This window comes from Collinsella sp. AF19-1LB (assembly GCF_003459655.1).
Lineage (GTDB): Bacteria > Actinomycetota > Coriobacteriia > Coriobacteriales > Coriobacteriaceae > Collinsella.
Genome location: NZ_QRWO01000026.1, coordinates 1 through 23309 on the forward strand (window position 1 = coordinate 1; position 23309 = coordinate 23309).

The 23309-nt window shown below is 60.8% G+C and carries 13 protein-coding genes; 6 read left to right on the forward strand and 7 right to left on the reverse strand.

All coding sequences use genetic code 11. From position 1 onward, the window contains the following. The first annotated feature begins 70 nt into the window (after positions 1–70). Positions 71–2449 (forward strand): hypothetical protein, encoded by a 2379-nt coding sequence (locus tag DWX39_RS08345; protein WP_117759331.1) that lies wholly within the window; start codon positions 71–73, stop codon positions 2447–2449. Between the two features lie 336 nt (positions 2450–2785). Beyond that, complete coding sequence (locus tag DWX39_RS08350) at positions 2786–9391, forward strand: leucine-rich repeat protein (protein WP_117759333.1); 6606 nt, start codon at positions 2786–2788, stop codon at positions 9389–9391. Between the two features lie 393 nt (positions 9392–9784). Here DWX39_RS08350 and gltA read toward each other — a convergent pair whose 3' ends face one another. From gltA to glmU, 6 genes are all read right to left on the reverse strand, one after another. Then, the gene (gene gltA / locus DWX39_RS08355) at positions 9785–11194 is read right to left on the reverse strand and encodes an NADPH-dependent glutamate synthase (RefSeq protein ID WP_089572633.1); all 1410 of its coding nucleotides are present in this window, start codon (positions 11192–11194) and stop codon (positions 9785–9787) included. Further along, positions 11185–12024: a sulfide/dihydroorotate dehydrogenase-like FAD/NAD-binding protein gene (locus DWX39_RS08360; protein ID WP_006235793.1), complete on the reverse strand. Its 840-nt coding sequence runs from the start codon at positions 12022–12024 to the stop codon at positions 11185–11187. The genes gltA and DWX39_RS08360 overlap by 10 nt, the downstream gene beginning before the upstream one ends. Before the next feature lie 368 nt (positions 12025–12392). Then, the gene (gene pth / locus DWX39_RS08365; protein WP_199411478.1) at positions 12393–13022 is read right to left on the reverse strand and encodes an aminoacyl-tRNA hydrolase; all 630 of its coding nucleotides are present in this window, start codon (positions 13020–13022) and stop codon (positions 12393–12395) included. 351 nt (positions 13023–13373) lie between these two features. Beyond that, on the reverse strand, positions 13374–14501 hold the full coding sequence (locus DWX39_RS08370; RefSeq protein WP_117759335.1) for a hypothetical protein: 1128 nt from the start codon (positions 14499–14501) through the stop codon (positions 13374–13376). A 454-nt stretch (positions 14502–14955) separates the two neighbouring features. After that, a complete protein-coding gene (locus DWX39_RS08375; protein WP_089573682.1) occupies positions 14956–15942 on the reverse strand; it encodes a ribose-phosphate pyrophosphokinase in 987 nt (328 codons plus the stop codon). A gap of 193 nt (positions 15943–16135) precedes the next feature. Continuing rightward, positions 16136–17548 carry a bifunctional UDP-N-acetylglucosamine diphosphorylase/glucosamine-1-phosphate N-acetyltransferase GlmU gene (gene glmU / locus DWX39_RS08380; protein ID WP_117759337.1) on the reverse strand — a complete coding sequence of 471 codons (1413 nt, stop codon included), beginning with the start codon at positions 17546–17548 and terminating at the stop codon, positions 16136–16138. A gap of 208 nt (positions 17549–17756) precedes the next feature. Here glmU and DWX39_RS08385 point away from each other — a divergent pair, with 208 nt between their 5' ends. From DWX39_RS08385 to DWX39_RS08395, 3 genes are read left to right on the forward strand one after another with little or no spacing between them, the layout of a single operon-like run. Next, on the forward strand, positions 17757–18635 hold the full coding sequence (locus DWX39_RS08385) for an energy-coupling factor transporter transmembrane component T (protein ID WP_117759367.1): 879 nt from the start codon (positions 17757–17759) through the stop codon (positions 18633–18635). Next, entirely contained in the window at positions 18635–20278 is a 1644-nt protein-coding gene (locus DWX39_RS08390) for an ABC transporter ATP-binding protein (RefSeq protein WP_117759339.1), read from the forward strand. Before DWX39_RS08385 ends, DWX39_RS08390 begins: the two co-directional genes overlap by 1 nt. 4 nt (positions 20279–20282) lie before the next feature. Next, on the forward strand, positions 20283–20996 hold the full coding sequence (locus tag DWX39_RS08395) for a DUF6580 family putative transport protein (RefSeq protein ID WP_117759341.1): 714 nt from the start codon (positions 20283–20285) through the stop codon (positions 20994–20996). Between the two features lie 535 nt (positions 20997–21531). Here DWX39_RS08395 and DWX39_RS08400 read toward each other — a convergent pair. Next, a complete protein-coding gene (locus DWX39_RS08400) occupies positions 21532–22350 on the reverse strand; it encodes an exodeoxyribonuclease III (protein WP_117759343.1) in 819 nt (272 codons plus the stop codon). A 135-nt stretch (positions 22351–22485) separates the two neighbouring features. Here DWX39_RS08400 and DWX39_RS08405 point away from each other — a divergent pair, with 135 nt between their 5' ends. Continuing rightward, positions 22486–23238: an NAD-dependent protein deacylase gene (locus DWX39_RS08405; RefSeq protein ID WP_117759345.1), complete on the forward strand. Its 753-nt coding sequence runs from the start codon at positions 22486–22488 to the stop codon at positions 23236–23238. Positions 23239–23309: the final 71 nt, after the last annotated feature.

Here is a 23309-nt window from a genome sequence, read left to right on the forward strand (position 1 = left end):
CTAATAAAGAAGGCCAAGATTCGGGACGCAGTTCATTTGTGGTGGTGTCCCTACGACCAAGGAGGGCGTTATGTGCGGAAGTCACTTTGATAAGCAAACCCAACGCGAGCGTACCTGCTCGCTGGTTCACGGTACCTGGCGTTGTGTGGGTGCCAAAATCGCTTGCGCCGGCGCGTGTGCGCTTATGGTCGGTCAGTTGCTGCTGCCGAGCGTGGCGCTGGCGACGGAATGCGCCGATCCGGCCGCTGGGACGGATGAGGTTGCCGCGGCTCCGGTGACGCCGACGGTTGTGGAGGATACGGCGGCTCCGGCGACCGCGCCTGCAACCGATGCTGCTCTGACGGCGCAAGCCACCGCTGAGCCTCAGCAGACGGTCCCGACTGGCGCCACCGATGAATCCAACGATGCGGCACCCGCTGAACAAAATACTCCCAGCGACAACGCCGCCACGCCGGCGAATGACGCCATCATGCCCTGCGGTGTGACCGATGTTGTTGGCGGCAGCGGCGTTAGGGTCAATATTACGGTGCGGAACAATTACACCGACATCAAGAAAGAAGAAACGATTGAGTATGTGAAGGGGATTGCCCTTGTAGATGGAGACCAGTCTGCTCTCGATGGTAGCGCTTTGACTTTTATCGGCCTGGGGGACTTGATCGTCCATGCGGCGTATGACAGTGCGAGCAATAAAACAACGCTTACCCTGGATATCAGCAAGATTCAGAGACAGAAGGAGGAGCAGAAGTACTTTACGGAGTACAAGGAGAATAAGTCCAAGATGACGACCACCTATGATGGATCCAAGCTTACGTATACGGGTACAGAGCCCGGGAATATCATCATCGGTGATCCGGACGACGCCTTTAAAGGAGACACCGAGGCGACCGGGAAACCCACTATTAACGAGATCCGGGATGACTACTACACCCGCACCCATGTCTACGAGAGGGCGTGCCTTGTTATCCCGGCAGCGGAATCAGAATCGGAATCCATCTCCTTTGCCAATGTTCAGAATACGAACTTCAATTGGCAGCTGGATACTGGTCCGCAGGCGACGGCAGGTGTCCCTAACTACGATGCAGATAAATACGAAATCGCTTATGAATGCTGGCAGGAATTTGAAAACAACGAACCCGTTGCTGCCTGGTATTCCGATAACGGCTCACATGGTTCCCTGCCGACTATTACAAAGTTTAAAAGCGGGAAAGAGTACGTGTATTCTCTTATGCTGAAGCCAAAAGACGGATATTCCTTCAGCGATGAAACCGTTGTTACCGTAAACGGGGAAACCGTAAAGTCGAGTCTAAGCGGAGAATTCCTGTATGTCCCTGCTATTAAAACAGTTACGACGCCTGCTTCGTCGGAAAACGAAGCTCTTGAGAATCTAAACGTCAACGATGTGAAAATCGACTACGCGCCCGGCGAGGCGCCGCGTGCGACCGCGACGATTCCTGCCGCCGATGCCGATAAGTATGAGATCGCCTATGAGTGCTGGGAAGAGATGGATGGCAGCGACCCTGCGGAGCTCAAGCCCGTTGCCTTCTGGTATTCCGACCCCGCAAAGTACACGCCGGGCATGAAGAAGATTGACCACTTCGAGGAGGGCAAGTTCTACATGTACTCCGTTGAGCTGAGGCTCAAGGGCGACAATACCGTGGGCAATGACTGCATGATGTACGTCAACGGCCATTGGGCGCACCACATCAAGACCGTCGACGGCGTCTTCGCACCAAACGCCGACAATATGCTGTGCGAGCAGCCGATCGACGAATGGCGGGCCATCGACGTTGTCGAGATCAACGGCGCCACGACCACCTTCAAGGCAGGCGATAAGCCGATCTTTACGGCGAATGTTCCGACGGGTTCCAACTCCCTTCCTCAGTGTGAGTTCTGGACGGGCAGCGATGGCAGCGAAGTGAACTCTCAGAAGTTCTGGGATCAGAACATCACGAATCACATCGACGTCTTTAAGCCCGGCGTGACCTATCGCTACGGTATCTACCTCAAGTCCGCGCGCGGCTTCTACTTCACGTCCGACACCAAGCTGGTGATCAACGGCCAGGAGTGCGGCTACCAGGTCGCGGATAGCGTATCCGATGAGGACAGCGGTTGGATCTACACCCTGTGGCTCAACACCGATTTGACCTTTACGCCCGAGGCCACGCCGACTCCCGATCCGCAGCCTACGCCGGATCCCAAGCCAACGCCGCAGCCTGGGGTGAAGCCTGAGACCGAGCCCGAGGTGAAGCCCGAGACCAAGCCCGCGGCCAAGCCGGCCACGACAACCGCCACGACCAAGACGGTTGAGAAAACCACGCATGCCAAGAAGGGCGATGCTGTCCTGGCTACCACGGGGGATACCACCGCGATGACGGTCGCCGCCCTAGGCATCGCCGGCGCAACCGTAGCCGCCGCCGGCCTCGCCGCGACCAAGTGCCGCAAGCGTTAGAGCTGGGTGACGGCTCTCGTTCTCGGCCTCAGCAAAATCTCAATCTGTAACACCAAACTGCCCAAAACGGCTCTAGATGTTACAGATTGAGATGAACTGCTCGGCTGCCAACCTAACGTCTCGATCTGTAACACGTAGCGAGGAATTTGGCCTCTAGCTGTTACAGATTGAGACTAACTGGCCGGCCAAGTCCAGAACCGCCACAAAGGTGCCTGTCCCCTTTGTGGCGGTTTGCGCAGGTAGAACGGTAGGTTCGTATATATGAACCTACCGTTCGCTTTGTTTTTGGACAACGATTACGCTGGATGACTTTTGGTTTGCAGGAAAGGAACGACCATGAGGTGGACTACTGTTCGAGCGCTTTGCCGCCGCCTGACCATTGCCGCGGTGACCCTCACCATGGTGACGGGCTCGTTGCCTGTGGGCGCGTTTGCTGAGGTGCTCACCACCGATAGCACCTTTGTGCAGACGGATGTCGACCAAGTAGACGCCGCCGACCCCGCCGACGCCGCGCCCGATGCCGCCGATCACGCGCCCGATGCCGGCGCTGCCGGCCCCACAGCGCCCGATACCGGTGACACCCCTACGCCCCCGGCCTCCGAGATTGCATCGGCGGCGGGCCTGACGGGCGCCGGACAGACCGAGAGCACACCTGCGGGTACGCTTGCCACCGATCTTGTCGAGGGCAAGGAGCTCGCCGAGCAGCAAAAGCAAGAGGAGGCTTCCGGCACCGAGGCGACCTGGAACGAAGAACTTGAACTCTGGGCAACCTCGAAGGGCGCCATGGGCGTAAAGGACGAATACGACGATGGCTACGTGGCCGGCGAGCAGACCCCTGCGCAGTACTACTTCTCGATCGATAGCCTCACCAACGAAATTTCTATCGAGTATGGCGACGCGGGCATTACCACGTTGGAGGTGCCCTCGACCATCGACGACAAAAATGTCGTAAGCCTTACGGGTATGGGAAGCGCTGCGCTCACATCGATCACCTTCGCTTCGAATTCGCATGTCCGCTCGGTTGGCGGCTTGGGCGGCAGCAGCATCAAAGAGATCGCACTGCCCGATTCGGTCGAGGAGCTCAAGAGCTATGCATTCTACAAAAGCAAGACGCTCCAAACGGTAACCTGGCCCAACAACGCGGCCTTTACCACGATTCCCGAGCAGGCCTTTAAGGACTGCGAACAACTTGACGACAATGTGGTGGCAACGCTGCCGCCTTCGGTCAAAACTATCGCCTATCTTGCATTCGCCTATTGCGGCGTGCCACAGTTCTATGTCTCGGACACAACAGTGCTCACCTTTACCCAGATCGCCGTGCCGGGCACGGTGGAGCGGATTGGGCCCTATGCCTTTAACGGGTGTGAGCATGTGTCGTCGGTGACGATTGGCGACGGCGTCAAATATATCGGAGCGCACGCGTTTACTTACCTCGATCCCGCACTGGCTGGTAAGGAAATCGTTGTGCCCAAGAGCGTGCAGTCGATTGATCTGGAGCCGTTTGACAATACGCGCATTACCAGCGCCGCCGGCAGCTCAACCACCAACCACAGCGCGGTGACCCTGCGCGTCATGAATCCCGACATCAAGCTCGAAGAGGGGGGCCTGTACGTCAACAACGTGACGATCGATGGCGTCGATTACTCGATGCCTTTTAGCGAGGGCCAGACCATCTATGCCTATGCGACGGACTCGGCGGGCAACCCCTCGATGATTAAGAAGGTTGCGGATGCCGTCGGCGATCAGATGGACTCGGCCGACCCTTCGCGTCCCGCCTATACCTTTGAGTGGATGGGCGAGGCGGCCCAGGTGACGGGCAAACTTCCCCAGAGCGCGACGGCTACACTCGTGCAGGCGGGGCAGTCCACGCCGCTGGCGGTTGGCGATGACGGCAGCTTTACAGCGGACGCTCTCTCCAAGACAGCAGTCACCCTGCGCATTTCGCTCAGCGGTTACTATGACATGGTGCTGGCGCGCCCGGGCGACCAGATGACGGGCACGTGGAATATCGGAGAGATTAAGGCGGAGGACTTTACCAAGATTCCGACTTCGCGCGCGATTGAACTCAATGTGGCCTATCTCGAACCGGTCGCAGGCCAGGATAAGACCGAACGCATTGAGCTCGATAGTCTCGATAACATCGATCTGACGGTGAAGAGCGGCGGCAAGACGCTCAAACCTGCCAAGGGCGACAAGGAAAACGACTACCGTATCCAGGGTACAGCGCTCGTGGTGTCGCAGGCCATTGCCGACGCGGACCAGGATCTGGAGATAACGCTCGTGCCCAAAGACAGCCTCAAGCTGGGTGGGGCGACGGCGACGGTGAAGCCTTCGGCCGGCAAGGTCGATATCGACTTGAAGCCTTGGGGTACGGCGACGGTCACGACCAAGGGCGACTACCAGGGAGCCAACCGCGTGCTGGTGTTTCGTACGTCCGACGGCAAGTTAGTCGCCGACGGCGTCACCTATCTGATGGGTTACGAAGACGATGGCACCACGCCTATCATGAAGGCCGAGACGCCGCGCCTTAAGGCCGGTTCGTACACCATCGTCGCCTTTAACAAGACGAGCTACGACATTCAAGCGACGAGCTATTCCACGTTTAGCCGGCTAGGGCTGACCGTGGGTAAGCATATCGCGCAAAAGCAGGTGAAGATTGAGGACGGCAAACAGCTCGACGTGACGCTCGACGTGCCGACGTTTGACGTGGAGGCCTATCGTGCCGAGCGCGGGCTGACGGCGGGCTCGGTTATTGCTGATTCGTCCGCGGTCGTTGGCGTGGAGACCGAGCTGCGCATTCATTACGAGCTCAAGGACAGCCAGGCTGCCAAGATTGAGATTCCGCTGGCCAAGGATGCCGTCGAGGATGTGTCCGCAGGCTCTCGCGATCCCGGTGATAGCTCCCGTACATGGTGGACTGACGCGACGTGGGAGGGCGACAACCTCGTTCTCGATATGAAGAAGGGCATGGGCGCCGATGTGTTTGTGCGCTTTAAGCCTAAGGCCGCGGGTATCTATGCCATCTCGCCGCTTATTACGCTGGGCGAGGTGACATTGCCGCTGGGAAGCACCACGCTCGAGGTTAGCGGGTCGCGCATCGAGGTCGACAGCACCGACGTCCACAGCCTGCTGGGCAATGTGGCCTACGTTTATGCGGCGCCCGGCAAAAGCGTGCAGCTTACCGTGGGCGCGGGCGCCTCGGCCGCAAAGTACACTGGCAAGACCAATAAACTCGGCCGTGCCAAGATTGAATACGACCTGCCGCAGGATACGCTTGCCGCCGAGCGCGTGACGCTCGAGGCGCGCGTGGGGTCGACCGACGTCGCCGCTGCTGCCGCAGAGGTGACGGCTCGCAACTATGTGCGCTATGTTCCGAGCGCTTCGGTCTGGAACTTTGATGTGACGTATCGTGGCGGTACGCAAAACTTGGTCAAGGACGGCAAGGACACCGGCAAGAGCCTGTGGACCTTCCATCATCTGCCACAAAAGAAGAACGCCTACTGGACCTTTGACATCACGCTCGAGGTGGGAAACGAAGAGGCCGCCGACACGCTCGACCTGTACGTGGACTGCGTGGATGGCAAGACGGTGACGATTCCTCTGGCTCAAAAGTCGCGCGAGGGCACCCGTGTGCGCTATGTGGCGGAGTATGTGGACGAGGGCTACCTTAAGCTGCTCGACGAGTTTAACAAGGCGAATGACTCGACCTATGTGAACTGCGGTAACTTTGAGCAAATCTTTATGCCGCAGACCTACCGCATCTCCAATGCTCAGCTTATGACCATGCTGAGTTTTGATGCCAACGCTTCGGCCAAAAAGCATTCCGCCGCGGCCGAGGAGCGCCAGCAGGAGTTCTCGAATGCCGTGCAGCAGTGGCACGAGTATATGATGGATAGCTCGTTTAATGATGTCGACGAGGCCTTTAACGACGCGATTGACCAGATGGTCGCCGATGCGTTTGCCGAGGAGGACAAGGACGGCAAGGACGAGGGCGGCAACGCGCGTAAGGTTCGCCGTGCTCCTGCCGCTGGTAGTGGCGAGGGTGAGACGGACAATGAGGCGGCGCAGTTTGCCGCCGAGCTTAAGGCTGCGGTTGGCGGCTCGTCGGCGCTGCTGACCAAGCAAGGCGACAGCTATGGCGTCAACGTGGACAAGATGATCTTTGAGGACGCGTACGGCACCGGCGAGGATTGGTATCAGGAACTTGCGTCGGCCCAGGGCGCGAACGCTGCGGATGCGGCGGCCATCAAGGAACTCGTCGACCATGCGTCGCGAGCGGAGTTTATTGCCCAGCAGGCCGAGGATCTGGTGGGCCAGTCGATGGGTATCGGCCAGCTCAACCAATACGGAAGCTGGAATGACGCAACCGCTGCGGCGCTCAACAAGTGTGCGGGCATTAAGGCCAGCGAGTACAACGGCCAGTCGACGAGCGGGTTTAACGATTTGGGCCAGGCGCTCGGCAGCTCGCTGAGCTACAAGGCGGCTGACGACGATACCGTCAAGGGCTTTAAGGTCGCGGCGCCCGATGGCGAGCAGACGGCCTATATCGAGTCGGAGTTTATCGAGAACTCCAATAACAACAAGAACCAGGCGCTGCTGTTTAACTCAATCGCCATGCAATGCGACATTTTGGACAATCTGTACGATAACTGGAACGTAGTCCACAGCCTCAATAACTCTACGATTCGCGGTTGGCTTATGGCTTGGAAGCGCAACGGTGACGTCAGCGCCCACATGAAGCTCATCCGCACGATCCGTTCGCTCAAAAGCTACAAGATCGAGTGTGAGATGTTCGGCCAGGTCTTTAAGACCGATGCGTGGAAGGCGGCCGGCCAGGCGTTTCCCGCGGCGACCCAGGGCATCGGCATCTTTACCGGCATTTACGGCGTGAACGATGCCAGCAAGAACTGGGAGAACGTGAACGTCCGTATGCAGAAGGTGAAGGGCGAGCGCGAGGGCTATGAGCTTCAGCATACGCGCTTGCTTGCCAAGCCCGAGAAGACCGAGGACGACTGGAAGTGCATTTACGCGCTGCGTGACGCCATGGAGAAGGCGCGTGCGTTTGAGGATCTGCTGTATCGCCAGCTCTGCCACGATAGCACCGATGTGGCGGTGGGCTCCATTATGACAATCGCCGGCGTGCTGACGGCCGGTTCGGCGGGTACCGTGGTGGGCGCTGCCTATGACGCGGCTTCGACCAGCGTAGGTTCGGAGCGCGCGATTAAGCTGACCAATGCCGAATGCGCCTACGATGTTGCCTGCGAGCAGGTGGAGCGCGCATGCCAGAATCGTATTACGGTCAACTGGGGCGAGCTGACCGATGCCGAGGTCTACAAGGCCAACAAGGACGGCTTGATCTCGGACGAGAAGATGCAGTCGATCTTCGAGGCGCGTTATCGCAACGTGGCTGCCAAGGCTGCACCCGACCCTGCGGGCGTGGTGTACGAGGGCCTGCTGTCCAATACGGTCGAGGGTGCAACGGTTGAGCTGTGGAGCGCCGACGATGCCGCCGGCACCAATGCCACGCGTTGGGACGCCGAGGAGTATGAGCAGGACAATCCGCTTGCAACGGGTGCGGACGGTGCGTACAACTGGAATACGCCGACCGGATGGTATCAGGTGCGTGTGACCAAGGACGGGTATGAGGAGGCGCGTTCGGCCTGGCTTCGCGTGCCGCCGATTCAGACTGAGGTGAATATTGGCTTGGTGTCGACGGCGGCGCCCGAGGTGGTTTCGGCCCATGCCTATACCGATTGCGTCGAGGTTGAGTTTGCACAGTATATGGATGCGAGTGACGATGCCCTGGCCGCATTGTGTGAGCAGGGCTTGGGCGACGTGACGTATACGTGGCTCGACAAGCAGGACGATCCCAAGGGCAAGCCGTTGTCGCGCGTGCTGCGCATTCACTATGCCGATGCGCGTGAGGCGGGCTCGACGGTCGAGTTTGAACTCGATGGCGCTCGCAACTACGCCGGCACGGCCATGGCGCGCTGGGCAAGTGGCGAACTTGTCGTGGGCGTTCGTGCCGACAAGCTCAAGCTCAACGTGGAGCAGGCCGTGACCATGCTTGAGGGCAGTGACTTTGAGCTGGTGGCGCACGTGACCGATAAGGCGGGCAAGCCGTTTGCGGGCGCAAAGGTTAGTGTTGGGCTGGAGTCCTCGGCTATCTGCTCTGTCGATGCCACCCAGGCCGTGACGGGCGAGGACGGCGCGGCGACGTTTGCGCTGCATGGTGTTCTGCCCGGTTTGACGACGCTGACGGCGGCGGTGGACGGCACGGCGCTGTCCAAGCAGGTCGACGTTCGCGTGTCTGCCGAGGCAGTGCGACCGGCGCGACCGGTGGCGACGATTGGTGCGACGACGTTTGGTGCATGGTCGCCCAAGGAGAACTATATTACGGTGCCCAAGGGCACGAAGCTGGAGCTTTCGGCCGAGGATGGCACGACGATTTGGTACACCGCCAACGACACCTGCCCCTGCCGTGATGAGGGGCGCGTGCGGTATACCGAGCCCATTGTGCTCGACAGCAATATGTACGTGCGTATTGCGGCGCAGCGTCCCGGCATGTCGTATAGCGAGTATTCGGAGCGCTTGAACATTACGATTACGGTGACCGATGAGGCGACGCCCGATCCCGAGCCGGAGCCCGGGCCCAAGCCGGAACCCAAGCCGGAACCCAAGCCGACGCCTGGCGGCGGCGAGCAGGGTGGCGGTGCGGATGGCTCTGGCGGTACCGGGGCTCCTGCGGGTGGTTCGACTTCGACGACGACCACGGTGACGACGGACAAGTCCAAGGGTAAGGGCAAGAACGGTAAGAAGTCCGATGCTGCGGTGCTCGTCAACACGGGAGACACCACCGCGATGACGGTCGCCGCTCTGGGCATCGCCGGCGCAACCGTAGCCGCGGCCGGCATTGCCGCAACCAAGCGTCGCAAGCGCTAGGTTTTGGCGACGGCGCCCATCCTCGGCTTTCGCAAAATCTCAACCTGTAACACCTGGCTGCCCAAAACGGCCCCAGATGTTACAGATTTAGATGAACCGAATGGCCGCCAACCTAACGTCTCGATCTGTAACATGTAGCGAGGAATTTGGCCTCTAACTGTTACAGATCGAGATGAACAGGCGGATGTTCGCACAATATCTTGATCTGTAACAACTACAAGGCTCAACAGGCTCTAACTGTTACAGATCGAGACAAAACGACCGACCAGACCCCAGATCACCATAAAGGCACCTGCCCCCTTTGTGGTGGTGGGGCGGCCGACATAGAAAAAGTCCCCGCCGGGCGTGTGCTCGACGGGGACTTTGCCGTTTGGTGGCTAACGCTGTAGGTGATTACTCGCCCAGCAGGCTCTTGGTGATGGAAGCGGCGGCCTTCTTGCCGGCGCCCATCGCCAGAATGACCGTAGCGGCACCGGTGACGATGTCGCCGCCGGCCCAGATGCGGGGATCGGTGGTCTGGCCGGTCTCCTCGTCGGCAACGATGTAGCCCCACTTGTTGAGCTCCATCTTGCCGCCGATCTTGGCAGCGAAGGGGTTGGCGTTGGTGCCGATGGCCGAGATCGCGACGTCGCAGGGAATCTCCTCGATGGCACCCTCGATGGGCACCGGGCGACGACGGCCGGACTCGTCAGGCTCGCCGAGCTCCATCTTCTGGACCTTGACGGCGCACACGGAGCCATCCTCGCCAGCGACAAACTCGAGCGGGGAAACGAGCGGCAGAACCTCGACGCCCTCGGCCTTGGCGTGGTGCAGCTCGGCGCGACGGCAGGGCATCTCGTCCTCGGTACGACGGTAGGCGATGATGGCGTGCTCGGCGCCCAGACGCTTGGCGGTACGGACGGCGTCCATAGCCACGTTGCCGCCACCAAAGACGACGACGTTCTTGCCGTGCTTGGTGGGGGTGTCGTACTCGGGGAACTTGTTGGCCTTCATCAGGTTCACGCGGGTGAGGTACTCGTTAGCGAAGAAGACGTTGGGCAGGTTCTCGCCGGGGACGTTGAGGAACTTGGGCAGGCCAGCGCCGGTCGCCACGTAGATGGCGTCGAAGCCCTGCTCGAACAGCTCCTCGGCCGTGGCCATGTTACCCACGACGGAGTTGTACTCAAACTTGACGCCCATGTCCTCCAGGCCGTCAATCTCGCGCTTGACGACTGCCTTGGGCAGGCGGAACTCGGGGATGCCGTAGACCAGCACGCCGCCGCCGGTGAAGAAGGCCTCAAAGACGGTGACGTCAAAGCCGTTGCGGGCGAGCTCGCCGGCGCAGGTGATGCCGGACGGGCCGGAGCCGACGACGGCGACCTTCTTGCCGTTCTTGGGGGCCATCTTGGGCGTGGAGGCGAGCTCGGGGCGGTCACCCAGGAAGCGCTCGAGCTGGCCGATGGCCACGGGCTCGGACTTCTTGCCACGGATGCACTTACCCTCGCACTGGTTCTCCTGCGGGCAGACGCGGCCGCAGATGGCGGGAAGCATGGAGTCCTCGCGGATGGTATCGAGAGCGCCGCCGAAGTCCTTCGCGCGGATCTGCTCGATAAAGCGGGGAATGTTGATGTTGACGGGGCAGCCCTCAACACAGAACGGCTTCTTGCAGTTGAGGCAGCGCTCGGCCTCGGCCAGCGCCATCTCCTCGGTGAAGCCCTTGTCGACGGGGCGGAAGTCGCAGGCGCGCTCGGCAGCCGGCTCCTCGTTATCGGGGGTGCGGGGCGACTTCATATCGGCAACGAAACGACCGTTAACTAGTGGCATGCGCAGCTCTTTTCCTCATAGGCCTTGAGGGACTCGCCCTCTTCGGAACGGTAAGCGGCCTGGCGGGCACGAAGGTCATCCCAGTCGACCAGGGTGGCATCGAAGTCGGGGCCGTCGACGCAAGCGAACTTGGTCACGCCGCCCACCTCGACGCGGCAGCAGCCGCACATGCCGGTGCCGTCAACCATGATGGGGTTGAGCGACGCGGTGATGGGGGTGTCGTACTTCTGGGCGGTGAGGGTCGAGAACTTCATCATCGGAACGGGGCCGACGCAGAAGACCTGGCTCACGGCCTTGTCCTGCAGCAGGCGCTCCAGCGGAGCGGTGACAACGCCCTGCTCGCCGTAGGAGCCGTCGTCGGTGGTGATGTGGATGTGGTCCTCGTCGAGGAGCTCGCGGAACTGGTCCTCCATGAGCAGGAGGTCCTTGGTGCGGGCGCCCATGATGGCGTGCACCTCGTGACCGGTCTCGACCAGGTGCTTGGCGACCGGGAAGGCAATTGCCAGGCCGACGCCGCCGCCAATGACGGCGCAGGGGCCCTCGGCCATCTCGGTGGGAACGCCCAGCGGGCCCACGACGTCGCGCAGCGACTCGCCGGCCTCGTAGGTGGAAAGCATCTCGGTGGTCTTGCCGATCACCATGAAGATGAACTCGACCCAGCCCTCGTCACCGTTCCAGCCGGCCAGGGTAAACGGGACACGCTCGCCCGTCTCGTTGGCGCGAACCATGAGGAACTGTCCAGCGTGCGCATGTTTGGCGATTGCGGGCGCCTCGATGCGGAACTTGAACACCTTCTCCGAGAACTGCGTCTTCTCCAGGATCTTATACATAGAACCCCTCTCTTGTTAGGGCCGCCGAACCGTGCCTCCACGGAAATGGACGGTAGCCCGAGTAAAACCGTACGCGCACAGGCGTTGTGCAGACATACGGTGCAAATTATACCCTCATGGACATGCTGTTTACGTGTGTCTTCGGCGGTTGGGAAAAGGGTTTATCCCGACCTACCAAAAAGGGACAGGTTTATTTTGGTCGGTTTTATCAGGCAAAACGGCAAAGGGGGCCGGCCTCGCGCATCGGTGGGGCCGGCCCCCTTTGGGGCGCTGCATATGTATGGCGGCGCAGGACTTATTGCGATGCGGCCGCGGCGGCGTTTTCGCATATAAAACCTGCCAAAATTAACATCCCTAAATGGTAGGTTTTAGTGCTTGCCGTTGGCGGAAGCGGCACCGTTTACGTGATCGCGGGCGTAGATTACGCCGTGGACGATGGCCAAACCGGCGGCATCTGCGGCGCGGGTGCAGGTGTCCTGGAAGCCCTCGGCCTCGCGGGCGCGCAGCTGCTTAAGCACATAGTCTGCGACGGCCATCTTGCCGGGAGGGTTGCCGATGCCGGTGCGGATGCGGCTGAAGTCGCGGCTGCCCATCTTGTCGATGATGGAACGCAGGCCGTTGTGGCCAGCATGGCCGCCGCCCACCTTAACACGCACGTCGCCGGCGGGAATATCGAGCTCGTCGTGGATTACGAGCAGCTCCTCGGCCTTGATCTTGTACTCGCGGCAGAGCTTGGAGATGGGGCCGCCCGAGGTGTTCATGAATGACTGCGGCTTGACCAGCACAATCTGGCGTTTGCCGCCCTCTTCCTCGGCATCGTTGATATTGATGAGCGCGACCTCGGCACCGGCCTGATTTTTCCAATACGTGACACCGGCCTGACGGGCCAGCTCGTCGATTGCCTTAAAGCCGGCGTTGTGGCGGGTCTCGGCATATTCCTCGCCCGGGTTGCCAAGCCCGGCAACCATGCGAATCTTAAGCGGCTGTGCAGCTGCCATGTTCATCCTTTCGTTGATTTGTCGCCTGCTATGGTGAGCGACCCTGTTGCCGCTGTCAAATGGAGGGCAATTGAGGTGAGTTGAGGGCGTTTGAGCGGTTGCAGGAAACCGGGGTGGACAGTTAGTTCAGATTTGTATAAAGCAAGAGGCTCTCGGCTGCCAAAATCGGAGACATGGAGCCGTTTCGGTGCTTTGGGGCGCACGTTTTGCGCTATTTCGAAGCCATTCGAGCCTTTAAATGAGGTGATTGGCCCCGAGATGGCAGCAAAGCGCCTTGAAATAAGCCGTCTGTTTATACAAATCTGAACTAACTGTCCAGCCTTGCTCGGCGATGTTGTCGAGATACGCTTTCTAGACCGGCGCGAGGCCGATTCCGGCCCGAAGGGCGTTGAGCCATGCGGCTTGACGTTTGCGATAACCCTTGATGCGATAGCGGAACCGAACCCCAGCGAGTCGATGCATCATTTGTGCGAAGGCTTCGAGCGCAACAAGGTCTTTCATTTGGTCGCGATTGATAACCAGGACGTGGATGCCCATTGCCTTGAGTCCATTATTTCGATTGCCATCGTGGATGCGAGCATTTTGAAGCTCATGCCCAATTCCGTTGTATTCGTTGTCGACTCCGGCTGCCGGGCAATATAGGTCGCAGATGGCATAGGGGATGCCTGAGGACATGTTGACCGCAAGAGTGTCGAAGTCGATTCGATGGTTGAGTAGCAGGCCTCCCATGGGCAGGCTGCAGCATCCGAATCCGCCAAAGCGCATGGGCGCGCCCAGGACGGCGAACATTAAGGACTCCGCTGGGGATGCGGATCCTGCTCGGGCGAGTCTGACGGCCGTGCGAAACGAGGCGTAGGAGCTACTTTTGGCAAACTGTGCGACTGCCTCGAGCTCATTTATGGTTGTGGCAGGCTCGCATTTGTAGTGCGCCTGTTCGTAGCGGGTTTCGTCTTGCTTTCCGGGTGCCGGCTGGCCGCCATGACAATCAAGATCGTCCATCGCTTCGGAGCTACCGGCCTTGGGCCACGTGTCGTCGTGGGCGATGGGGTTGGTTATCTCGGGCGGAAGGGAGTAGGACCCCAGCAGCTCCATGAGAAGCATCAGGACTTTGGCTACAGGCTCATTCCTAGAGCACAACATGGCTGTCATGGCGGGAGACGTTGCGTAGATGTCAGCTTCGATGTGCATGATTGCTTCCGCGGGAAGCGGGGCGGTGACGCTGTGCTGGAGAAGACGTCCGTCGGGCCGTCTGTTGTTGCCGCCGGCAACAAGGAGATCTAGGCGCTCGGAGTCGTCTTCGCTCCAGGCGTCAAGCATCGCAAGAGCTACAAAGTCTATGGCGTCCTTGTTGGGAACACAACTTGCAAGGGCTTGTGCCTGTTGCCTGTCATCGATGATGCCCCACGGAAGCGCAGAGTACGCCCGTCGAGCGCGGCGAATTGCGCGGAGGGCGGAGAAATGTGAGATCACAGTGGTCATAGCTATAAAGTACTAAGCCGTCGGCGAAATGATGCAGCCGTGGCGTTCTTTTCGCTCAAAGGGGCGTCGTGCGCCGCAGACGGTAGCAGATCGTGCGAGGGGCCTTGAAAAAGCGGGGCTCAGGGCGCTTGTTTGACCTTGGAGGCATGGATCGAGATAGGTGTTGGACAGTTAGTTCAGATTTGTATAAGGCGATTGAAGCGTTCCGCCATTGTCGAAGGGTTCGGTGGGCAAAATAGAGTGAATGGCATAGTGAAGACGTCCATAAGAGGAGAGATTGGCCGAGATTATGCCGGCAGGTGAACCTTTGGCGCATCAAGTGGTCCATGTGGGCGCCCAAGAAAATACAAATTTGAACTAATTGTCCAGGGAAGGTTGGCGAGGGATAGAAAAAGGGTCGGAAGCGAGCTTCCGACCCTTTAAAAGCATCAAAGATGATGCGATGCGTGGCAGGCTACAGCGCGAAGTCGCCGCCGACGAGCGTGGAGACGGGCTCCTCGTGGTAAACGGCGGAGATGGCCTGAGCGAACTCCTCGGCGACCGAGATGGTCTTAATCTTGCCGCCGACCTCGACGGGAATGGCATCGGTGACGACGCACTCGACGATGGGGGCGTCGTTCAGACGCTCGATGGCCGGACCGGAGAAGATGCCGTGGGTGGCGCACACGTAGATGTCGCCGGCGCCCATAGCCTTGAGCTCCTTGACGTTGGCGCACAGGGTGCCAGCGGTGTCGATCATGTCGTCGTTGATGATGCAGGTCTTGCCCTTGATGTCACCGATGATGCCCATGACCTCGGCGGCGTTGTGGCGCGGACGGCCCTTGTGGGCGATGGCCAGGTCGCAGCCGAGCATGTCGGACAGCTTCTTGGCGGCCTTGGCGCGACCCACGTCGGGGGAGACGACAACCAGGTTGTCGGTGTCGAAGTGCATGTCGTTGTAGTACTGGCCAAACAGCGGCAGTGCGGACAGGTGGTTAACCGGGATATCAAAGAAGCCCTGGATCTGGCCCTGGTGCAGGTCGAGGGTGATGATGCGGTTGACGCCGGCGCGCTCGAGCAGGTTGGCGACGAGGCGGGCGGTGATGGGCTCGCGCGGGCCGGCCTTGCGGTCCTGGCGGGCGTAGCCGTAGTGGGTGATAACGGCGGTGATGGAGCGGGCGGATGCGCGCTTGGCAGCGTCGGTGGCGATGAGCAGCTCCATGAGCATGTCGTTGACGTTGCCGCCAGCCACGGACTGAATCAGGAAGACGTCGGCGCCGCGGACGGTCTCGTCGTAGCGGGCGTAAATCTCACCGTTGGCGAACTGCTTTAGCGTAAGGCCCGAAAGCTCGACCCCAAGGTACTCAGCGATCTTCTGAGCGAGGGGACGGTTGGAGGAACCGGAATACACGCGGATGGACTTGCGCATATTCTCCGACTTCTCGGGATCATTAATCGGCATTACCCTTCTCCTTTATATATCGAATGCCATATAGATGCCTTTTTGCATTGTAACCGCGCGGCGGGGTTAATCGGGTCTTGATAACGTCTTTACCGTCAACGGACACGAACCGACCACTCATTCTGTCGCGCAGGTCAGCATAGAAAAAGGAGCCGTCCCCATGGGAACAGCTCCTTAGATGCTTGGTAAAACGTTATACCTCGTCGTCCTCGTGCAGACGGCGGCGATAATCGGCGGCCCAGCCCTCAATATTTACCTGACGGGCGCGGCCCAGACCGAGCGCGTCGGCCGGGACCGGCTCGGTGATGACGGAGCCGGCGGCCACGAGCGCGCCGTCACCGATCTGGGCGGGCGCGACCATCATGGTGTCGGAACCGATGAAGGCATCCTTGCCGATGACGGTCTTGTGCTTGTGCACGCCGTCGTAGTTGCAGGTGATGGAGCCCGCGCCCACGTTGACGCCGGCGCCCATGGTGGTGTCGCCGATGTAGGACAGGTGCGGAACCTTGGAGCCCTCGCCGATCGTGGACTTCTTGATCTCCACGTGCGTGCCGGCCTTGGAGCCGTCGAGCATGTGGGTACCCGGGCGCAGGTAGGCGCGCGGGCCGCAGTCGACGCCGTTCTCGATGACGGCCTCGATGGCGATGGTCTCATCGATGATGCAGCCGCTGCCGACGGTGGTGTCGGTGAGGCGGCTGTTGGGGCCGAGCTGGCACTCCTCGCCCACGGTGACGTGGCCGATCAGGTGCGTCTGAGGCCACACGACGGTGTCGCGGCCGATGGTGGCGTCGGGGCCGATCCAGGCCTGCGTGGGGTCGATGAACGTAACGCCCTCGGCCATCCAGTGCTCGTTGATGCGGTCGCGCGCGATGGCGGTAAGCTGTGCGAGCTGGATACGGCTGTTGACGCCCAGACCGTCGCGGTAGTCGTCGCAGTGGAAGATGGAGACTGCCTGGCCGTGGCCCTTGAGGATCTCGAGCATGTCGGGCAGGTAGTACTCGGACTGCGCGTTGTCGTTGCCGATCTCGTCAATGTGTGCGGCGAGCTGCGCGCCGTCGAAGGCGTAGCAGCCTGCGTTGCACTCGAGCAGCGTGGCGGCCTGCTCGGGCGTGCAGTCCTTCTGCTCGATGATGCGCTCGATCTGACCGTCGGCACCCAGCTTGATGCGGCCGTAGCCAAAGGGATCGGGCGGGGTCATGGTCATGACGGTGCAGGCGAGCTCGCCGGTAGCGACGGTCTGCGCGAACTTGGCGACGGTGTCGGCAGTGATGAGCGGCAGGTCGCCGTTGAGCACGACGACGGGGCCTTGCGTGATGCCGCAGGCCTCGAGCGCGACCTTTACGGCGTGGCCGGTGCCCAGGCGCTCGGTCTGCTCGACGCACTCGACCTTGGTGGCGCTGTTGGCGTAGGCGCCGTCGATAAGGGCGCGCATCTCGTCGGCGTGGCTGCCGATGACGACCACGACGCGGCTGCAGCCGGCCTTGATGGTGGCGTCGACGATCCACTGGACCATGGGCTTACCCAGGATCTTGTGCGAAACCTTGCAGTGGTTCGACTTCATGCGGGTGCCCTCGCCGGCGGCGAGGATAATTGCGGTTGCGTCCATGTGATCTCCTGTTACGTTATAGAGACGTGTGTTTGGAAACGATACACGGCGCAATATGATACCGCAGGCATATGACGAGCGCGTAACGATTGACGCATGGCGGCCGATGTCGGTGCCGCGGGCGCGGCGTTTGCGCTGGTTGTGTATGGCGCCGGCGGCGCTACGCCGTTGGCGTTTGAGCGAGGGGATGAGGGTGCCCGTGGATATCATGCGAGAGGAATCGGGCAACGAGCCCGTCGCGGCATTCTCGATGTCGCATCCGGCTGTGCCGGCACTCTATATAGTGCTGACGCTGGGGCTCACTATGTTCTCGATGCAGCCGGTACTGATTGCGCTGTCACTTGCGGGCGGGCTGGCGTATGGATTTGCGACGCGTGGGGCTGCCCGCACGCTGGGCGCGCTCCGCTGGCAGCTGCCGGTGATTTTGATCGTCGCGGTGCTCAATCCGCTGTTTAGCGCCTCGGGCTCGACGGAGCTGTTCCGTATTGGCATGCGCGCGGTGTATCTGGAGAGCATGGTATACGGCCTGTGCATGGGCGGGCTGTTTGTGGCGAGCGTGCTGTGGTTTGAGGCGGCGGCGTCGATGCTCGAATACGACAAGGTGCTCGCGCTGCTGGGCAATGCCGCACCGGTGATTGCGCTCATGATCTCGATGTGCATGAGGCTTATCCCGCAGTTTTTGCGCCGCGGCCGCACGGTGCTGGCGGTGCAGGACGCGATCGATGTGCCGGGCCGCGCGCCGGCCGACCCCGTGCGCTCGCGCCTGCGGGCGTCGAGCGTGTTGATGGGCTGGGGCATGGAAGATTCGCTGGAGCGCGCGGACGCGATGCGCTCGCGCGGGTGGGGTGCCGCGACGCGTCGTACGACGTATGCGCGGTATCGGCTGGGGCGCAGCGACGTTGCCGCGCTGGTTGGGCTTGCGCTGTTTGGCGTGGTCACGGTGGCAGTGGCGTGGACCGCGACGACGCAGTATTCGTTTTATCCGCAGCTCTCGGTGCCGGCGCCGTGGCCGGGCTATGTCGTGTACGCTGCCTGGATGGTGCTGCCTTGCGCGTTGCACGCGATTGATGAGAAGAGGTTTGGCTGATGGCTCGGTTGGATAGGGGCCCGGTGTCGGGCGCGGCGTGCGGCCCGGATATTCCGGCGATTGAGGTACGGGGCCTGAGCTTTACCTACCCCGGGGCTGAGGCGCTGGTGCTCGACGGGCTCGACTGGTCTGTTCCCCAAGGTGCGTTTGCACTGCTCGTTGGCGGTACCGGGTCGGGCAAGTCGACGCTGCTCTCGCTGCTCAAACCCGAGATCGCGCCGATGGGCGAATGCGCCGGCGAGCTGTGCGTGCTGGGTGAGAGCGTTGCCGATATGGACGTTCGGGCGTCCGCAGAGCGCATGGGCTATGTGTTTCAGGATCCCGAGAACCAGATCGTGTGTGAAACCGTGTGGCACGAGATGGCGTTTGGCCTGGAAAACTTGGGTCTAGCGCGTGATGAGATGCGCCGTCGTGTAGCCGAGACCAGCTATTTCTTTGGGCTGGAGGACTGGCTCCACCGCGATACTGACACGCTTTCGGGTGGTCGCAAACAGTTGCTGTCGTTGGCGGCCGTTCTGGCGTTGCGTCCGCGTGTGCTGCTACTCGACGAGCCCACGTCTCAGCTCGATCCCGTTGCCGAGAAGAATTTTCTGCACGCGCTGTTTCGCGTGAACCGTGAGTTGGGCTGCACGGTTGTTGTGGCTACGCATCAACCGCGCCCAATGCTCGAGTATGCGACATGTGCGTACCGGATTGAGGACGGTCACGTGCGCGAGGTGGCGGATATGGCTTCTTTGGGACGCCGAGAATCGCTGTTTTCCGACGACATGTTGGGGTGGGGTGCCGTCCGATGTGCAAAAAACGGAGTATTCAGCAGGCGTGAGGACAATTTGGGCTCTCTGGAGCCGCCCGGGGACGTATCGAGCGCGAAAAAAAGCTCGGAATTGGACAAATCGTCCGAATTTGTGGCGCAAACGTCGCTCGAGAACGGCTCGGAAGCCTTCCCGCGCACGGATGGAAGCAGAATACTCCAAAAAATGCACGCTGGGTCGGCTACCACCCTGTCGGAAGGCTGGTTTCGCTACGATCGCGCGTGCGGTTGGGTGCTGCGCGGGCTCGATGCGTCGTTTTCGGCTGGCGCGGTGCATGCAGTCGTGGGCGGAAACGGCTGCGGCAAGTCGACGATGCTTTCGGTGCTGGCCAAGACTGCCAAGCTGCAGCGTGGTCGTATGGTGCGCGGGGCGGCCTCGGCTGCGCTGCTGCCGCAGAACCCCAAGGCCCTGCTGGTTGCCGAGACGGTGCGCGACGAGCTGATGGAATGGGCCTCGACCTGCGGATATGACGAGAACTTGGCGCGGGAGCGTGCGGCGCAACTGGGATTGGACGGCCTGGAGACGCGCCACCCCTACGACCTCTCGGGCGGACAGCGCCAGCTGCTCGCGCTGGCAAAGCTGCTGCTGATTGGCCCCGAGCTGCTGCTGCTTGACGAGCCCACGAAGGGCTTGGATCTGGAGAGCCGCCGCATCATCGCCCGCGCCCTGCGTGACCATGCGAAGGCTGGCGGCACCGTCATCATGGCTACGCACGATTTGGACTTTGCTGAGCAGGTCGCCGACGACATCGCCATGATGTTCGATGGCGAGATTGCCTGCATGGAGCCGCCGGCCGACTTCTTTGCCGACAACGTGTTTTATAGGGCGTGATGGGATGGCGGATTATCGCATCGTGCGCCTACTCGCAAAACTGGAGATACCGCTGCTGCTGGCGGTGCCAGCCGTGATGGCTGCGGCGTTGCTGGCGGGCGTTGAGCAGGCGGCGCTCGCCATGCTTGTCGTGGTGGCGCTGGTGCTTGCGCTGTTCTTTGCAGGCTACGAGGCGTCGCGACCGGGCCTGCGCCAGATTATGCCAACGCTGGTGTTGGCGGCGTTGGCCGCGGCGGGGCGCATCTTGTTTGGCCCCATTCCCGACTTTAAACCCGTGAGTGCCATCGCCATTATCGCGGGGGCGACGCTTGGTCGCCGCAATGGTTTTATGGTTGGCGCGCTGGCGGCGCTGACCAGCAATTTCTTTTTTGGACAGGGCATGTGGACGCCGTGGCAGATGTATGCCTGGGGTCTGGTTGGCTATGTTGGCGGCGCGCTGGCGCATGCGGGCGCGTTCGACCGTGCGGATGGAACCGTGCGCATGCCGGCGCTGATGGCATACGGCTTTGCCTCGGGCTTGCTCTACGGCGTTGTGATCAACGCCTACGACATTATCGGTTTTGTTCAACCGCTCACGTGGGCGGGCGCCATAGCGCGTCTTGCTACGGCGGTGCCGTTCGACATCACGCATGGCCTCGCGACCTGCGTGTTCTTGGTCGCCCTGTACAAGCCTTGGTGTCGCCGCATCAACCGAGTCGTCGTGAAGTACGGACTGTAGGGCTGGTTGCGCCGGGGCGGGAATCAATACTGCCGAAGTGCCATTTTAAAACTATGCCGGTTTACGGGGCCAGATTGGCACAAGCAGACCATGCCGGCTATTTTTGAAATAGAGCAAGCCGTTTACCTGCGGTTTTATTATTTCGGAATTGCGTATGGTTGGGGGTTCGCGATTCAGCCCCGTAAACCGGCATAGTTTTGAAATAGCCGGCTGATACGACGGGCATCGTGGCCCTCGGAGAGCCAAATTGATCCGTTTTCTTTCGCCTCCAGACGTTCCCAGGGAATCAGCTGAACCCGCCCGCCACGAAATCGGTCTATCTACTACGTTTGGCCCGACACCCCCAACCACAACCGTGTTTTATGAAAAACCGTAGGCTTTCTACCTGCGGTTTTCTTTTTGCGTTGTTCACTGTGGTTGAGGGTAGTGGCTTAAACGTAGTAGATGGGCCAGTTTCGTGGCAAGCGAGCTGCGTGGATGATCTCGCGAAGTGAAAATGATTCCTTTTCCTCCGTCCCCAGGAGATCAGTTGGGGCTAGAGCTCTAGCGTGAGGGTGACGGGGCAGTGGTCGCTGCCAAAGATGTCGCCGCGGATGCCCGTGTCGCGCACGTTGCCGGCGATTGCGTCGCTTACCAGGAAGTAGTCGATGCGCCAACCGGCGTTGTTCTTGCGGGCATTAAAGCGGTAGCTCCACCAGCTGTAGACGCCCTCGACGTCCGGATTTGCCGCGCGCCAGGTATCGGTAAACCCGGCGTTGAGCAGCTCGGTGAACTTGCCGCGCTCCTCGTCCGAAAAGCCAGCGTTGCCGCGGTTGGACTTGGGGTTCTTAAGGTCGATCTCCTCATGCGCCACGTTAAAGTCGCCGCAAGTTACGACGGGCTTGCCGGTCTCGCGTTCAAGCGCGCTCAAAAAGCCGCGATAGGCATCGTCCCAAGCCATGCGCACGTCGATGCGGGCGAGTTCGTTTTGCGCGTTGGGAGTGTAGACATCCACAAACCAGAACTTGTCGAACTCCAGCGCGCAGACGCGGCCCTCGGTTACGGCTTGGGTGACGAGTGCGGCCGCCTCGCCCTCGCCGGCGTAGGGTAACAGCGCGTCGGCGTGCAGCACGCGCAGCGGTTCCTGGCGGCTAAAGACCGCAGTGCCCGAATAGCCTTTACGCTCGGCGTAGCTCCAGGTTTGGTGATAGCCGGGCAGGTCAATATCGACCTGGCCTTCTTGCAACTTGGTCTCTTGCAGCGCCAGGATATCGACGTCGAGTTCTTGCGCGATCTGGATAAAGCTTGGGTCCTTTTTGAGCACGGCGCGCAGGCCGTTGACGTTCCACGAGGCGAAAGTGTAAGTCTGAGGCATGGTGTCCTTTCTACGGGGTTGGCAGGCTTAAGATTAGCGCAACAGGGGCGGGGTGGGCTCCGCGCATGCTGACTTAAAGGTCGCATGCTGGGACATCGCCCGACGCCGCCCGATCAACAAGGACGGAGGACTCATATGACGCAGGCAATATCGGACCCCAGGCAGGCGTCCGCCGCGCTGGCGGATCTGTTTGACACCCACAAGCGCGTGGTCTTCTTTGGCGGCGCTGGTGTTTCCACGGCAAGTGGCATCCCCGATTTCCGCAGCGTGGACGGCCTGTATCACCAGCAGTTTGCCTATCCGCCCGAGACCATGCTGTCGCATAGCTTTTACGAGGCGCATCCGGCCGAGTTCTTCGACTTCTACCGCACCAAGATGATCGCGCTTAACGCTAAGCCCAACCGCTGTCACACCAAGCTGGCCGAGCTGGAGCGCGCCGGCAAGCTTGATGCCGTGGTGACGCAAAACATCGACGGCTTGCATCAGATGGCGGGCTCGCAGCGCGTGTTCGAGCTGCACGGATCGGTCCATCGCAACATTTGCCAGTCGTGCGGCGCGGTCTATAGCGCCGAGTGGATTTGCTCGCGCGAGCATGAGGACGCCGCGGGCGTGCCCGTGTGCCCTGCGTGCGGTGGTCGCATCAAGCCCGATGTGGTGCTCTACGAAGAGCCGCTCGACGAGCATGTGTTGACCGGTGCCGTTGCCGCCATCGCTGCGGCCGATGCCCTCATCGTGGGCGGAACATCGCTCGTGGTGTGCCCGGCGGCGGGTCTCACACGCTACTTTACTGGCGATACGCTGGCCATTTGCAATTTGGCGCCTACCGATCAGGATGCAAATGCCGACCTGCTGATTTCTTGCGACATCGCGGCCGCGTTTGCGTTCTAGCCCGTGTGCGCGGATACAATAGAAAGACTAAGTGCAAAGCGACCCCGCCGCCAGCTCCCCAAGCTCGGCGG

What these genes read in the sequence shown, in the direction of transcription:
- DWX39_RS08345 (WP_117759331.1), top strand. Translation starts at nt 71, where the DNA reads ATGTGCGGAAGTCACTTTGATAAGCAAACCCAACGCGAGCGTACCTGC.
- DWX39_RS08350 (WP_117759333.1), top strand. Translation starts at nt 2,786, where the DNA reads ATGAGGTGGACTACTGTTCGAGCGCTTTGCCGCCGCCTGACCATTGCC.
- gltA (WP_089572633.1), bottom strand. Translation starts at nt 11,194, where the DNA reads ATGCCACTAGTTAACGGTCGTTTCGTTGCCGATATGAAGTCGCCCCGC.
- DWX39_RS08360 (WP_006235793.1), bottom strand. Translation starts at nt 12,024, where the DNA reads ATGTATAAGATCCTGGAGAAGACGCAGTTCTCGGAGAAGGTGTTCAAG.
- pth (WP_199411478.1), bottom strand. Translation starts at nt 13,022, where the DNA reads ATGGCAGCTGCACAGCCGCTTAAGATTCGCATGGTTGCCGGGCTTGGC.
- DWX39_RS08370 (WP_117759335.1), bottom strand. Translation starts at nt 14,501, where the DNA reads ATGACCACTGTGATCTCACATTTCTCCGCCCTCCGCGCAATTCGCCGC.
- DWX39_RS08375 (WP_089573682.1), bottom strand. Translation starts at nt 15,942, where the DNA reads ATGCCGATTAATGATCCCGAGAAGTCGGAGAATATGCGCAAGTCCATC.
- glmU (WP_117759337.1), bottom strand. Translation starts at nt 17,548, where the DNA reads ATGGACGCAACCGCAATTATCCTCGCCGCCGGCGAGGGCACCCGCATG.
- DWX39_RS08385 (WP_117759367.1), top strand. Translation starts at nt 17,757, where the DNA reads ATGCGAGAGGAATCGGGCAACGAGCCCGTCGCGGCATTCTCGATGTCG.
- DWX39_RS08390 (WP_117759339.1), top strand. Translation starts at nt 18,635, where the DNA reads ATGGCTCGGTTGGATAGGGGCCCGGTGTCGGGCGCGGCGTGCGGCCCG.
- DWX39_RS08395 (WP_117759341.1), top strand. Translation starts at nt 20,283, where the DNA reads ATGGCGGATTATCGCATCGTGCGCCTACTCGCAAAACTGGAGATACCG.
- DWX39_RS08400 (WP_117759343.1), bottom strand. Translation starts at nt 22,350, where the DNA reads ATGCCTCAGACTTACACTTTCGCCTCGTGGAACGTCAACGGCCTGCGC.
- DWX39_RS08405 (WP_117759345.1), top strand. Translation starts at nt 22,486, where the DNA reads ATGACGCAGGCAATATCGGACCCCAGGCAGGCGTCCGCCGCGCTGGCG.